This is a genomic window from Metabacillus kandeliae, assembly GCF_021166585.1.
Taxonomy (GTDB): domain Bacteria; phylum Bacillota; class Bacilli; order Bacillales; family Bacillaceae; genus Metabacillus_B; species Metabacillus_B kandeliae.
Map to the genome: position 1 here is coordinate 74094 of NZ_JAJOZE010000009.1, position 13785 is coordinate 87878.

Below are 13785 nucleotides of genomic sequence, written 5' to 3' on the forward strand. Positions count from 1 at the left end.
GCTGCAGAAACTGAGTTCGCCGATATAATCGCAAGTTCGCCGATATAAAGAGGAAAGTGCTCGATATATTTAGAAATCCGCCGATATCGAGCGTTCATCCTCCGATATCTGGTGGGTAACCGCCGATATCGCGAAACGATCCGCCGATATAAGATAGAAAATAAGCAATCTTTCAGCGACCACCGCGAAGAACCAGCTTTAAGATGAAGCTCAGCCCCCAAAGCCGGCCCTTAATTAACAAAATGCCGGTTTTCCCTGTTCCAAAGGATAGTGATGGATATATTAGAGAATTCGCTGATATCCAGTCGTAAATCCAAATTTCACCCATAAAAAAACCCGCTGCACCAAGCCAGCAGGCAGTCATTCCTCGAGATTTTCCTCGGAAATAATTCTGTCGAATTTTGAAAAAAGGTCGATCATCGTGTACATTTCTTCGGGTGTAAAATGAGCAGCATATTTGCTCATAATCTGTTTATTGGCTATTCTCAATTGCTCTAAGAGTTTGCAGCCCTCTTTAGTGAGTTCCATGATGAAAACCCGTCTGTCTTCCTGAGACTGGTATCTCTTTACGAAGTTCCGTTCAATTAGCCGATCCATGATGACCGTGATGGCACTTGGTTTTACGTTCATATAGTCGGCAACCTGCGTTACTCTTAAAGGGCCTTCTCGGTGCAGAGCCAGCATGATGTTAAATTGGGGAAGGGTAAGGCCATAAGGAGCCATGTTTTTTTGAATAACAGGCTTAATTTTTTTTCGGATAGAGGAGATCACCATTTGCAAATCTTCTACAAATTCCATTTCATCTTGAACCACATTGCTCTTCCTCTCAAGACTTTTTGTCCGGCACTCTATATGAAAACCGATTAATCCGATTCATATTTCCTATTCCATTGTAACTTATTATGGGAAAAAAACACGGGGAATTTCAAAAGACTTTTCTATTTATATAGAAGTAAGAATTCCGTGTAATAGCTTACATTGTTTCTGTGCTTGAAGCCGGCTCAATTCATGAAAACGCATCCAATAAAATAAGGAATTTTTCTTAAAAAAAATTGATGTTTAATGGTTGAAAAAAATACTTATATAGATTAATATTTAACTTGTTTAAATAATATGTATAGAGGGGGAGAAGCAAAAGAGAGGTGTTCCATCAGCATTTTATTAGTAAAGCCTTGGCTATCACTCAATTGAGTGATTATTATTTTTGCTCTCGTAAACTTTTATATGTGCATCATTATTTGAGCAGTTGAGCAGAAAAGCAGAATTTACATTTTTTCATATTTGAAGGGAGATTTTATTAACATGAGCAGAGGCCGTTTAATTATTTCAAACATTATAGGAGTTCTCGTTGTCCTTGCGATTGTAGCAGGCGGCGCATATTACTACTATCAGAATCAGACGTTCCTGAAAACTGATGAAGCGCATGTCGCTGGCGATATGATGCAAATTTCTACACCTGCAGCAGGTAAAATTACACAATGGAATGTGAAAGAAGGACAGGAAGTAAAAGTTGATCAAGAAGTAGGAAAAGTATCAGATGGAAAAACTGAAACACCAATCAAAGCTGCTAAAGCTGGAACTGTAGTAAAAAACAGTGTGAACCAGGATCAATTTGTTCAAGCTGGCCAAGTGCTTGCTCAAACAATTGACATGAACAATCTTTACGTTACTGCCAATATTAAAGAAACCGATTTGAAAGACATCGAAAATGGCAACAAAGTAGATATCACAGTTGATGGAGACAACAACACTACATTTGAAGGCAATATCGATCAAATCGGTTATGCCACAACATCTGTTTTTTCTATGATGCCGCAGCAAAACACTAGCGGAAACTATACAAAAGTGACTCAAAAAGTACCTGTGAAAATTTCTATTAAGAGCCCTTCTGATAAAGTATTGCCAGGCATGAATGCTGAAATCAGCATTACGAAGTAATTTGAAAACCATAAAAGAAAGGAGGCTGCCGTATGGCTTCAAATGCACAGGATAACGGCGTAAAACAGCATATACCGCTCTTGGTTGTACTGATGCTTGGTCTTTTCCTGGCCATATTGAATCAGACACTGCTGAATGTGGCAATGCCGCATTTAATGAATGAATTCGGTGTTGCGGCAACAACCATCCAGTGGCTATCCACAGGCTTCCTGCTTGTGAATGGGATGCTGATTCCGTTATCAGCCTATTTGATCGAGCGTTTTGGAGCGCGTGCTTTGTTTATTGTGGCGATGTCCTGCTTCACTCTTGGGACATTTATCTGCGGTGCAGCTCCTGGCTTCTCTGTCATGCTGGTCGGCCGCTTGATTCAAGGGGTTGGGGGCGGTGTTCTTCAGCCGCTTGTTATGACAATGATTCTTTACATTTTCCCTCCTGAAATCCGCGGAAAAGGGATGGGGATTTTCGGACTTGCGATGATGTTCGCACCAGCTGCAGGACCGACTCTTTCTGGATGGATCATTCAGAATTACAGCTGGAGAGTCATGTTTTACGGAATGGTTCCACTTGGTATCATCGTAATAATCATTGCGATCTTTACTATGAAAAACTTGATTGAGCCGAAAAAAATCGGTCTTGATGTTTTTGGTACGGCCGCTTCATTTATCGGTGTGGGCTTCCTCCTTTACGGAGTGAGTGAAGCAGGTAAAAACGGCTGGACTGATCCAGTTGTTCTTTCCACAATCATCGTTGGGGTCGTTGCTATTGTAGTATTTATACTCCAGCAGCTGAGATCCAGTAAACCGATGCTTGACTTCAGAGTTTTTAAATATGATATGTTTTCTTTAGCGAATGTAATCAGTGCCATTATTACATTTGCTCTTTACACAGGGATGTTCTTACTGCCGATTTATCTGCAGAACCTGCGCGGATTTACTCCGCTCGAGTCAGGTCTTTTGATGATGCCGGGAGCGCTTGTCATGCTTGTCATGTCACCAATTTCCGGTATTCTCTTTGATAAATTCGGTCCAAGGCCGCTTGCCATTGTCGGCTTGCTGATTACGTTTGTTACAACTTATGAGTTCACTACGCTGACGATCAATTCATCCTATCAGTACATTTTGATTCTTTACATGGTAAGGACGTTTGGTATGTCCCTTCTAATGATGCCGGTCATGACGGCTGGTATGAACCAGCTGCCAAGGCATTTGAACGGGCATGGTACAGCGATGTCCAATACGCTTCGCCAAGTAGTCGGTTCTATTGGAACAAGCTTGGTGACGACTATATATACAACAAGAACGAACTTCCATTTTGCCAACATGGCAAATCAGGCAGATTCTTCTGATCCGAATTTTATGATGCAATTCCAGCAATTTGTGCAAAATATATCTCAAACGATGCATATGCCGTTAGAGCAGGCGAAGACCCAGGCAATGGCGATTCTTTCCGGCCAGGCACAGCTGCAATCCAATGTAATGGGAATTGATGATGCCTTTTTCTGGGCATCCGGACTGATTATCATTGGATTTATTCTGAGCTTGTTCCTTCGTGACGTAAGGAAGGACAAAAACTACGCGATCAAAAAAGAAGCGCGCAAAGAAGTGCGCATGCTTCCAGCTCCTAAGTCAGCTGCAGATATGTAAAAGAGATTATCCGGCTTCTGCAGCAATGCACTGTGAAGCCGGTCTCTTTGTTTAATTACCTTGAATGATAGGGGGAACCATGATGAAAATTTACGTTGTCTATGATTCTGAAGGCGAACATACAAAATTTCTTGCCCAGTCCATCGCTGAAGGGGCGCAATCTGTTCCAGGCGCAGAAGTTTACATTGATCACGTTGACCATGCAAACGTCCGGAAGCTTCCAGAAATGGATGCCATCATCTGGGGAGGACCTGGTCACTTTGGAACCATCAGCTCAGGATTAAAAACGTGGATTGACCAGCTTGGCTATCTTTGGGCTGAAGGTAAATTGATAGATAAAATCGGAGCTGTGTTCTGTACAACAGCTACGACACATGGCGGACTTGAAGCTACAATGCTGAATATGATTACCCCAATGCTTCACCAGGGTATGATTATTGTAGGCCTGCCAGGAAATATACCGGAAAATGCCTTATATGGCTCCTACTACGGAGTAGGTGTAACCTGCCCTGTAGACAGCAGCGAATTTATTTCAGAAAACGGCTTGCAGCTTGGAAGAGCGCTTGGCGTTCGGGTTGCAACTGTTACTCAAAACCTCAAAAAGGCGTAAGAGGGAGATGCTACTATGATGATTATAATCATCTGTGTCATTATAGCTGTTGTCGTCATAGCCGTCATGGTTTCCATGAATATTCAGTCAGCTTCAGCTAGGAAATCCAAAGATGGACTTTCAGAGGAAAAAGCTGAGAAGAAGAGCAGGACGGAAATCAGAACGGAAGAGGAAACAGCTCCGGCACAGGAAGAAGAAGCGCCTGCTATGTCAAGGACTTCTAAAAGATCCAGATCAAAAATGGATGATCAATCTTATCGATCGGCATTAAATAAATTGAACAGCACGCCTGCTGCAGCAGAAAAAGAGCAAAAGGTAAACGATGATTTTTACCGTAATGCTCTAAAATCCATTAACGATAAAAAAGATGAGTAAAAAAAGCACTGCAATTTGCAGTGCTTTTTTTGTGCGAAAGTAAGAAAACCTTAATAAAAAATCATGGTTTATATTTCCTTCTATATGCCCTGCCAACAAATTAGTACCAAGTACTATTTGTTGGTGTTATACTAATGAAAAAGCGAAAAAGAATTGACGGAAGCAGCAGACCGCTTGATAATATGTAGTGGAAGATGCAGAAAAGCTGTCAATTAAGCATAAAAAAGGAATGGTGAAATTGGTTTATTATTTTGCTGGGTATTTACTGAAATTTCTGCTGAGTCTTTTCGGAAGGCTGAAGGTATATAATAAGCATCATTTGCCTCAAAACGAAGGATATGTTGTTGCGTGCACTCACTCGGGGTGGGTAGATGTTTTATGGCTCGGCGTTTCCATTTTGCCTGTTAAGGTCAATTATATGGCGAAAAAAGAGCTTTTTCAGTCAGCAGGCCTTAAATGGCTGATGGAGCATTTGAACGCATTTCCAGTGGACCGTGATAATCCCGGGCCAAGTACAATCAAAGTGCCGAGAAAGCTTTTGAAAGAAGGCAAGGTGATCGGAATCTTCCCAAGCGGAACGAGAACATCTGATGAAGTGCCATTAAAAAAAGGAGCTGTTACGATTGCGGCAACCTCTAAAGTTGCACTGGTGCCAGCTGCCTATGCAGGCCCTGCAAATTTAAAAGAATTGTTTCAAAGGAAAAAACCCCGCCTGATCTTTGGAGAGCCGATCAGACTGCAGGAGGATGCTCCTAAAAAGATGCAGGTGGACATTATGATGAATGAAATGAACGAACAGTTTAAAAAGCTTCAGCTTGAGATTAACGCGAAATAAGCGCCCATTTGGGCGCTTTTTTAATTTAATCATATTATGGGAATTCTTTATTTAACAAGCGCTGAAAGGCAGAAATCGCTGAAAAGAAAGACTTGTTAAAGCTTTCATCTTTTCGAACTGACCAAGCTGCAGCCAGAACAGAGTGGCAGAAACCATAGGACAATATTCTTTCTTTATTGAGATTCAATGCCTCACTAAAAAACACTGCCCTGTTACGGATGACAGCAAGTGGATCCTCGTTTTCAGGAAGCCTGTTCAGAAGAAATTGGATCAAATCATATTCCCTTTCGCCTGTCAGCCCCTTTGGATCAATTGCATGCCAGCTGTCCTGCCCGGATTGCAGAATGTTAAAATGATGCAAGTCTCCATGAAGCAGATAGAATTCTTCTCTTGTGCTATGCATGCTCTGGAAAGTATAAAGAGCGTTCCCCAGCAATTCTTTGCTGATTGGGCCGATGCCGTCCGGATTAAGGCGGTATATGGTTTCAAGGCTTTCTATTCTTGAGGCAGCAGATGGAAGCGGTGAATGAAAGGGTGCCTTCTTCCAAACTCTTTTCATCACGTCAGCTGCTATTTGAAGGGTAATTTCTTCGTTTTCTAAATCAGAAAGCATTGTTCCCGGTGAAAGGCGTTCAAGAAGTAAAATTCCTCTTTCAAGATCAGATTCCAGCAGCTTCACCATGCCATCACCCTCTAAAACACGGAGAGCTTTTTCTTCTGCTTGAAACTCAGGACCTGGAACCGAAAGCTTCAATACCGCTTCTTTTCCGTCTTCCCATTTAACAGGTGCTGCGAAATTATAGGAAAGCGGATAATGCGGCATCACCTTTAAAGTCCATCTTCTTTCGCACTCACAGATGAGCTTGTCCAGTCTTAAAAGCCATAAGGGGCCATATTTAGGAAATGCTTCTTGAATATTTTGTATAAATTCATCAGGGAGCCTCATTAAACACCAGCTTTTTTTCTTTTATCATAGCGAAAAACTGTCTGACAAAAGCAAATAATTTGCTAAAATAAAAATAGTCAGAAAATTAAAATTAAAGAGGCTGAAATATGTATAAATTAGTAATCATTGGATATGGATCCTTTCCTGAAGGGTGTAAATCAGCTCTTTCCCTAATTACAGGCAGAATAGATGAGATTCATGTGGCGGAATATGAAGGAGAGGAGCATTCGTTCCTGGAAAAGCTGAAGGCCTTGTTCAGGGAGCATCGCCAAATGGTTTTTTATGCAGATGTAACTGGAGGCTTGCCGCAGCAGCTGGCTTTCCGGATGATGATGCAGGAAAAGGTGCCTGAGAAACATGTGATCATCTCAGGTGCTTCCTTTCAGACTTTAATTAATATTTGCCTGCTTTTATTTTATGAACCTTCAGCAGACGTCTTATTCAAGCTTGTTGAAATGAAAGAAAAGGAAGGATCACATTGCTTTTTATTCAGCGGGTACCACAGCGGAATGGCAAGGCAGGAGGGGGGACATGAATAGAAAAGAAATCTGCCGGTATATTGAAAGTCTCGAAATAAAAAGTGCTCTCTGTCATAGTATGGTCTATTTCCCTGATGAAGGGAGACTTGCCCTGCGCAATGCTGACATGCTCCTTGATCAGGTTTTTCTTTTCAGCCGGAGATGGGATATGGAACAGTCAGCCATTCCGTTCCGGATGGAAAAAATGAATTGGCTTGCTTCGGCAAATGGAGACGAAGAATGGACCTTTATGCTGAACAGGCAGGAATATTTGCAAGACTTGCTTGCAGCCTTTTACATGACAGAGAATGATGCTTATCTGGACAAGTGGAAAGAATATATTTTAGGCTGGATCTCTGCTAATCCAGTATCAGGGCAGTACAGAAGCAAGGCTTGGCGGACAATTGACACTGGCATCCGCTGCATGAGCTGGGTGCAGGGCCTTCTCCATTTGATTGCATTGGATAAAATCAGTGAAGAAGAATTAGCACAAATCCTTCTTTCTTTGGAGGAGCAGACACATTCCATCCGCAGCAGGACTATGCCTAAGCATCTTTTAAGCAATTGGGGTGTTCTCCAGGTAACAGGAATTCTTTCGTATCTCCTATGGTTCGGAGAGGAAGGAGAATTTTTCAGCTGGTCTGCAGGCAGCCTGGAGGAACAGCTGAAGCTTCAAGTTCTTGAAGATGGGATGCACTGGGAGCAGTCCCCTTTGTATCATGCTCAGGTGCTGTCTTCCTGCTTGACAGTTTGGCATTACTGTATGGAGCATCCAGAAAAGAGGGCCCCTGACATTAGGGGCACGCTGTGTAAGATGCTGCAAACAGTGATGATCTCCATGCAGCCGGGCGGAAACCAGCTGGCGAAAGGTGACAGTGATGTCACAGATGCAAGGGACCTCTTGGTGAAAGGGGCGATCCTGCTTGAGCAGCCGGAATGGAAGTATACAGGATATGAAGAGGCAGATTTTGATACAGCATTTTTTCTCGGAATTCCTGGAATAACAGCCTACAAAAAGCTGGAGAAAAAAGAACCGCTGGCTGGCCTCAGTGAAAACAGCGGCAGCATTTATTACCGTTCGCATTGGGGAACCGGAGCGAATTTTTGGTCGATACATAACACAGCGCTTGGAAGCGGGCACGGCCATGCAGACTTAGGACATTTCAATCTTGTATATAATGGTATTCCTTTTTTAATAGATCCCGGCCGGTATACTTATTGTGAAAACGATTATGTCAGGCTCTACCTGAAGAGTGCTGCCGCTCACAATACGGTTACAGTGGATAACGATCCTTTTACAATAGGAAGCAGTTCATGGGAATACAGGAAAGCGGCAGAACCAGTTTTCACCTTTTCTTCGGAAAAAGACGGAGCGTACTATACTGAAATCGGCTTTCTTGGATTTGGCAAACATGGAACCCCTTGCTTGGTAATCCGCAAACTATTATTTGTGGAACCGGCTGTGTGGATTTTGTGTGACCGGATTGTAATGGAGGGCTGCCATCAGCTTGCAAAAAGGTATCATTTTGATTCTGACGTGCAAGTAACGGTTTCCGGCACTAAAACATCTGCGGCCGTTTCTAATACAATGCTTGAGATTTACCACGAGTCTGACTGTACCGTAAACCGCGCAGAAGATATTCAATCGAAAAACTACAACGGAATCAATAATGCGGTGACTGTCATATCCATTCATCCTTTTATTGAGGAAAGTGTGACATCATCCTTCATCATTGGAAAAAATCAAAAGGAAGAAACACTGATAGAAAAGACAGGCATTTGGAAAATTGGGGAAGAGGAGCCATTGGCGGCACAGGAGGTTACTGCGTTTCGCATCACTTCAGGAAGTAAAAAGCAGATAGCCGTCCTATTTCACAAAGAAAATTATGAAGAAAGCTTTCTATTCTTAGCCGACCGGCAAATCCCGCTTTATGGCAAAGCTGTTTTGCTGGAAGAAAGGAATGGCGAGTGGAAAGCGGTCAGGCTGAAAACATAAGATTGGGGCGCTTTTGTATGAAGTGTATCATGGGTGAAACGGAACGATTGGTTCTTCGGCAAATGACGGAAGAAGATTTTAATTTTTTAAAGCTTATTTTTTCTGATCATGAAACAATGCAATATTATCCATCAACAAAAAATGATGAAGAAACGAAAGAATGGATTGGCTGGACGATGGAGAATTACCGGAAATTCGGCATCGGCATGTGGATAGCAGAAGACAGGCATACAGGGGAATTTTACGGGCAGTGCGGCATTGTGCCGCAAAAGATAAAGGGTGCGGTCGAAATGGAAATTGGTTATCTTTTCAAGAAATCTGCATGGGGAAAGGGCTTTGCAACTGAAGCGGCAGCAGCCTGTGTTCGCTTTGGCCTTTTTGAATGGAAATTCGATAAAATCATTTCCCTGATAGACCCTAAAAACATTCCATCTATCAGGGTAGCAGAAAAAATCGGGATGACATATGAGGGGAAAATTTACCGATGGAACAAACATTTATCCATCTTCAGTATTGAAAATATGGGGCTTGCAATTGCGGAAAATCTCTAGTGCGGATGAGCGGCTCTTAAAGCAGAATGGTCTTCGGCTATTCTGCTTTTTGCTGTGCCGGCAATTCTATCCATGAATGGGACCACTCTTCAATGCCTCTCATGATCGGCTCAAGCGCCTTTCCTTTGTCAGTCAGCGAATATACAATCCGGACAGGTGTTTCAGGGAATACCTCTCTTTTTACAATACCTTCCTGTTCTAATTCCTTAAAACGCTCTGAAAGGACTCTTCCGCTGATTGGCAACGAAGCTTCCACCTCACAGAATCGCTGGGGTCCGTTAAGCAGCTGATAGATGATAAGACTGGTCCACCTTTGGCTGATTATTTTCATTCCTTTTTCGACCTTTGAACATAGCACTGGATTATTCATTTTTTCACACCTCCTTATCGGATTATTATACAATAAAGTTACCTTTAGATAAATCATTATCTTTAGTAAATAAAATACTTGACGTACTTAATGTACTATTATAAACTTACTTACAGAAAGTAAGTTAAAATGCTTTTACTATTTCATATTGTGCGTTTTGAATTTCAAGTGAAGGGAAACCTTTTACAGAGGATTTTTTTGCACAATCACTATTCTAACCAGAAGGAAGGTTTATGTATGGCTAAAGTACTTTATATTACAGCACATCCTCATGACGAAACAGCTTCCTACAGCATGGCAGTAGCAAGTCAGTTCATGAATTCTTACAAAGAAGAGAATCCGAATGATGAAGTGGTTCACCTTGACCTTTATAGAACAACCATTCCTCAAATTGACGCGGATGTATTCAGCGGATGGGGCAAACTGCAAAGCGGTTCTGAATTTAACCAGCTTTCTGATGTAGAACAAACAAAAGTAAGCCGTCTTGGAGAGCTTGCGGATCAATTCGTTTCAGCAGACAAATATGTATTCGTAACACCGCTGTGGAATTTCTCATTCCCTCCAGTTATGAAAGCTTACATTGATTCTATCTGTGTAGCCGGCAAAACATTTAAGTATACAGAAAATGGTCCGGTAGGGCTTCTTCCTGATAAAAAGGCGATTCACATTCAAGCTCGCGGAGGCTTTTACTCTGAAGGACCTGCAGCTGAAATGGAAATGGGCCACCGTTACATCGGTATTATCATGCAATTCTTTGGTATTACTCAATTTGAAGGATTGTTCGTGGAAGGCCATAACGCTCAGCCTGCTAAAGCAGAAGAAATCAGACAAAATGCGATTGCACGCGCTAAAGATATGGCAAAAACTTTCTAATTTTTCGAGCCCGCCTGATGGCGGGCTTTTTCTATTTATAGGAAGTGCCGCCTTGGCAATGTACGTTTTGCATTCGTCAGGGTTCATTTTATCTAAATCCATGACAGATTGTTCGCTTATCCCCTTCCTTTCAGGATTACTCCTCAAAAAGCCCGCGATATTCGACTATTTTAAACAAAAATCAGGCCAAAAGAACCTTAAAACAAACAAAATTAAGCGAAACGATGAAGAAATTTTTATATTTGGTGTTTGTTTTTAAGGAAATGGGGAAAATACCTAGCAGAAATACAAAAACACTCGAAAGGATAGGTGAATGTAAATGGGATTTATTATTTTTCTAATTGTAGGCGGTATTATCGGATGGTTAGCAGGACTTATAATTGGTAAAGATGTACCAGGCGGAGTTATCGGAAACATTATTGCAGGTATCATTGGAGCATGGCTTGGAGGTACGCTGTTCGGTAGCTTTGGTCCGGAATTAGGCGGCATCTATATTATTCCAGCTCTAATCGGTTCCATTATTCTTGTTTTCATTGTAAGTTTGATTCTTCGTTCTATGCGCAGAGGCACAAGAAGTCACTAAAATTTAGGGGGTAAGCTATAATGGGCTTTATTTTATACTTAATCGTCGGCGGCCTTATTGGATGGCTTGCCGGTATTATACTAGGAAAAAACGTACCAGGCGGCATTATTGGAAATATTATTGCAGGCATAATCGGAGCATGGATTGGCGGATCTGTCTTTGGAAGCTTTGGTCCTTCCATCGCAGGCATTGCAATCATCCCAGCATTAATTGGAGCAATTATCTTCGTATTTATCGTAAGCCTGATCATGAAAGCGGCACGCCGCACAGCTTAACAAAGAGACGGTCCTTCCAAGGACCGCCTCTTTTTTTGCAGCTTCTTTCCCAATTCAAATACTGCAGTCACCACCCTCCTTTTCTGGGCATATCAATACACATCTAAGAAATTCGAAAAGGAGGCGATGGGACTTGGCTTATCAATATACGGCGCTTGGTGATTCCTTAACAGCGGGTAGAGGAGCTTCGTTCCTTGCACCAGGGTTTACCCGCCGCTATGCAAGGCTTTCGGAAAAAAATCTTGGGCAGAGGATCGATCTCACGGTCTATGCGCATTCTGGATACACAACAGCTGATGTACTGAAAGAGCTGAACATACCGCTTATTCAAAAAAGCATTAAAGAAGCTGAAATGATTACCATTACAGCAGGGGGAAATGACCTGATTCAGGCCACGCGGGATTTTCAGCAGCACAATAACGAAAAAATCTTTATGGAGGCACTTGCTCAATGTCAGCAGAATTTCAAAAAGATCATAGAAAGAATTAATGAGCTGAAAAAAGGAGAAGTTTTTATTATCCGGCTTTGCAATTTGTATAATCCATTTCCTGATATTCCAATCGCAGACAAATGGGTAAGGAAATTTAATCAGGTGATTCAAAGCTTCCGGTTTGGAGAGCATGTAAAAATTGCGGATTTATACAGTGCATTTAAAAACCGCGAAACAGAATATTTATCAGCGGACCATATTCATCCTAATGACAAAGGCTATCAAGTAATAGCTGAAAAGCTTGCAGAGCTTGGCTATGATCATTTGCCGGCAAAATAGCCAATAGAAAACCCGGTCTGATTACAGGACCGGGCTGCTTGGTTATTAAGTAAAAATCCCCTGCAGTTAAGAGGCAGACATTTTGCTGCGCAAATCTTTCTCAATATCTTCAAGGCTTCTTCCTTTTGTTTCAGGAACAAATTTGGACACAAACAGGAAGGCCAGAACGCCGATCGCCGCAAAGATAAGAAAAATGTAGGCAGGGCCGATTGCTCCGAGCAAAATAGGGAAAAGCAAAGCGACCACGAGATTTGCTGCAGACAAGCATAGAGTTGTCAGCCCTGTGCCTGCTCCGCGTGCTTTCAGCGGGAAAAGCTCAGGAAGCATAACCCATACTGCAGGTCCCCATGTTGCGGCAAAAAACACGATGAAAAGTCCGAGCAGAATTACCGTATACCAGGCTGTGGCAGGAGTAAGGCCTGCTGTAAGCAAGATGACGGACAGTGCTAAAAGGGCAAGCACCATTCCGATGTTTCCGGCCAGAAGGAGTTTTTTGAGGCCGACTTTATCAATGACCGCAATGGCAACAAGTGTCATGAGAACATTCACCGCTCCAATTCCTACTGTTCCTAAAATGGATGAAGAAGCCTCAAGGCCGGCTTTTTCAAAAATGGTTGGAGCATAATAAATAATCGCGTTGATTCCAATGACCTGCTGAAAAATAGACAAGCCTATGCCGGCAACAAGCATAGGCTTCATCCAAGGGGAAGCCAAAATGCTTCTTGTACTCTCTTCTGCTTTTTCTGTTTCTTTCATTTCCTTCAATTCTTTTTCAATTTCCTGCTTGTTCCGGGTTAATTCCATCACCTTTCTTGCTTCATCCTCGCGCTTCTTTTTAATAAGCCAGCGCGGGCTTTCCGGCATAAAGGCAACACCTGCGAGCAGGATTAAAGATGGAACAATGGCTAGTCCAAGCATCCAGCGCCATCCCTCAGAAGCGGAAAAGGCGAAGTTGATAAGGTAAGCAACAAGAATACCAATCGTAATCATCAGCTGGTTTAAAGAGGAGAGAGCACCTCTTATATGGGTCGGAGCCATTTCTGATAAATATACCGGCACAAGAGCTGTAGATCCTCCTACTGCCAAACCGATCACGATGCGGAACAAAATCAGCATAACGGCATTCACAGAAAGGGCAGCGCCAAGAGCGCCAAAGGCAAATACAATGGAAATCAGCAGGACAACCTTTCTTCTTCCGATCCTGTCTGAAAGCATCCCGCTGAAGCCTGCACCGATAATAGCACCTACTAGGAGGGAACTGACAACAACTCCCTGAAGCGCATCTGTTAAGGGAATATCATTTTTAATGAACAGCAATGCACCCGAAATTACCCCGGTATCATAACCGTAGAGCAACCCTCCGAGTGCACCAAAGAAATAAATGAGTGCTTTGTTTGTTTTTCCTTTCATAAGGCGGCCTCCTTAAAATGGGGCAAAGGAACCGTAAAGCGGTTACATTGCGTCGTGAATTTCCATATTTACTTGAATATACCCTAAGGAAAA

General features: G+C 42.4%; 16 protein-coding genes. 12 read left to right on the top strand and 4 right to left on the bottom strand.

Annotated elements, in window-relative coordinates; genetic code table 11:
* Nucleotides 1-360 precede the first annotated feature (360 nt).
* The gene (locus LRR81_RS16275) at nucleotides 361-813 is read right to left on the bottom strand and encodes a MarR family winged helix-turn-helix transcriptional regulator (RefSeq protein ID WP_231790452.1); all 453 of its coding nucleotides are present in this window, start codon (nucleotides 811-813) and stop codon (nucleotides 361-363) included.
* 489 nt (nucleotides 814-1302) lie between these two features.
* On the opposite strand from LRR81_RS16275, the gene LRR81_RS16280 reads away from it, so the two are divergent.
* The 5 genes from LRR81_RS16280 to LRR81_RS16300 all read left to right on the top strand — a co-directional run bounded on the left by LRR81_RS16280 (nucleotide 1303) and on the right by LRR81_RS16300 (nucleotide 5401).
* The gene (locus tag LRR81_RS16280) at nucleotides 1303-1938 is read left to right on the top strand and encodes an HlyD family efflux transporter periplasmic adaptor subunit (protein ID WP_231790453.1); all 636 of its coding nucleotides are present in this window, start codon (nucleotides 1303-1305) and stop codon (nucleotides 1936-1938) included.
* Nucleotides 1939-1970: 32 nt separating this feature from the next.
* Nucleotides 1971-3581, top strand: coding sequence for a DHA2 family efflux MFS transporter permease subunit (locus tag LRR81_RS16285; RefSeq protein WP_231790454.1), 1611 nt, complete (start codon nucleotides 1971-1973; stop codon nucleotides 3579-3581).
* Between the two features lie 82 nt (nucleotides 3582-3663).
* The gene (locus LRR81_RS16290) at nucleotides 3664-4191 is read left to right on the top strand and encodes an NAD(P)H-dependent oxidoreductase (protein ID WP_231790455.1); all 528 of its coding nucleotides are present in this window, start codon (nucleotides 3664-3666) and stop codon (nucleotides 4189-4191) included.
* Between the two features lie 15 nt (nucleotides 4192-4206).
* Nucleotides 4207-4566 carry a hypothetical protein gene (locus tag LRR81_RS16295; RefSeq protein ID WP_231790456.1) on the top strand — a complete coding sequence of 120 codons (360 nt, stop codon included), beginning with the start codon at nucleotides 4207-4209 and terminating at the stop codon, nucleotides 4564-4566.
* A 229-nt stretch (nucleotides 4567-4795) separates the two neighbouring features.
* Nucleotides 4796-5401 carry a lysophospholipid acyltransferase family protein gene (locus LRR81_RS16300; protein ID WP_231790516.1) on the top strand — a complete coding sequence of 202 codons (606 nt, stop codon included), beginning with the start codon at nucleotides 4796-4798 and terminating at the stop codon, nucleotides 5399-5401.
* Between the two features lie 34 nt (nucleotides 5402-5435).
* Here the strand turns inward: LRR81_RS16300 and LRR81_RS16305 are convergent, their stop codons facing one another.
* Entirely contained in the window at nucleotides 5436-6224 is a 789-nt protein-coding gene (locus LRR81_RS16305; RefSeq protein ID WP_231790517.1) for an aminoglycoside phosphotransferase family protein, read from the bottom strand.
* 230 nt (nucleotides 6225-6454) lie between these two features.
* Between LRR81_RS16305 and LRR81_RS16310 the strand changes: the two genes are divergently transcribed.
* Genes LRR81_RS16310 through LRR81_RS16320 form a run of 3 tightly spaced genes read left to right on the top strand, consistent with a single transcriptional unit; the run spans nucleotide 6455 to nucleotide 9412 of the window.
* Nucleotides 6455-6886: a hypothetical protein gene (locus tag LRR81_RS16310; protein WP_231790457.1), complete on the top strand. Its 432-nt coding sequence runs from the start codon at nucleotides 6455-6457 to the stop codon at nucleotides 6884-6886.
* Nucleotides 6879-8861 carry an alginate lyase family protein gene (locus LRR81_RS16315; RefSeq protein ID WP_231790458.1) on the top strand — a complete coding sequence of 661 codons (1983 nt, stop codon included), beginning with the start codon at nucleotides 6879-6881 and terminating at the stop codon, nucleotides 8859-8861. Before LRR81_RS16310 ends, LRR81_RS16315 begins: the two co-directional genes overlap by 8 nt.
* A 17-nt stretch (nucleotides 8862-8878) precedes the next feature.
* Entirely contained in the window at nucleotides 8879-9412 is a 534-nt protein-coding gene (locus tag LRR81_RS16320; protein ID WP_231790459.1) for a GNAT family N-acetyltransferase, read from the top strand.
* A gap of 37 nt (nucleotides 9413-9449) precedes the next feature.
* Here the strand turns inward: LRR81_RS16320 and LRR81_RS16325 are convergent, their stop codons facing one another.
* Complete coding sequence (locus tag LRR81_RS16325) at nucleotides 9450-9782, bottom strand: winged helix-turn-helix transcriptional regulator (protein ID WP_231790460.1); 333 nt, start codon at nucleotides 9780-9782, stop codon at nucleotides 9450-9452.
* A gap of 237 nt (nucleotides 9783-10019) precedes the next feature.
* Here LRR81_RS16325 and LRR81_RS16330 point away from each other — a divergent pair, with 237 nt between their 5' ends.
* The 4 genes from LRR81_RS16330 (at nucleotide 10020) to LRR81_RS16345 (ending at nucleotide 12282) form a co-directional block, all read left to right on the top strand.
* On the top strand, nucleotides 10020-10655 hold the full coding sequence (locus tag LRR81_RS16330) for an FMN-dependent NADH-azoreductase (RefSeq protein WP_231790461.1): 636 nt from the start codon (nucleotides 10020-10022) through the stop codon (nucleotides 10653-10655).
* Between the two features lie 319 nt (nucleotides 10656-10974).
* Entirely contained in the window at nucleotides 10975-11238 is a 264-nt protein-coding gene (locus LRR81_RS16335) for a GlsB/YeaQ/YmgE family stress response membrane protein (protein WP_231790462.1), read from the top strand.
* Nucleotides 11239-11258: 20 nt separating this feature from the next.
* The gene (locus LRR81_RS16340) at nucleotides 11259-11513 is read left to right on the top strand and encodes a GlsB/YeaQ/YmgE family stress response membrane protein (RefSeq protein WP_231790463.1); all 255 of its coding nucleotides are present in this window, start codon (nucleotides 11259-11261) and stop codon (nucleotides 11511-11513) included.
* Between the two features lie 133 nt (nucleotides 11514-11646).
* Nucleotides 11647-12282, top strand: coding sequence for a GDSL-type esterase/lipase family protein (locus tag LRR81_RS16345; protein WP_231790464.1), 636 nt, complete (start codon nucleotides 11647-11649; stop codon nucleotides 12280-12282).
* Nucleotides 12283-12348: 66 nt separating this feature from the next.
* Here LRR81_RS16345 and LRR81_RS16350 read toward each other — a convergent pair whose 3' ends face one another.
* A complete protein-coding gene (locus tag LRR81_RS16350; RefSeq protein ID WP_231790465.1) occupies nucleotides 12349-13692 on the bottom strand; it encodes a sugar porter family MFS transporter in 1344 nt (447 codons plus the stop codon).
* Nucleotides 13693-13785 lie beyond the last annotated feature (93 nt).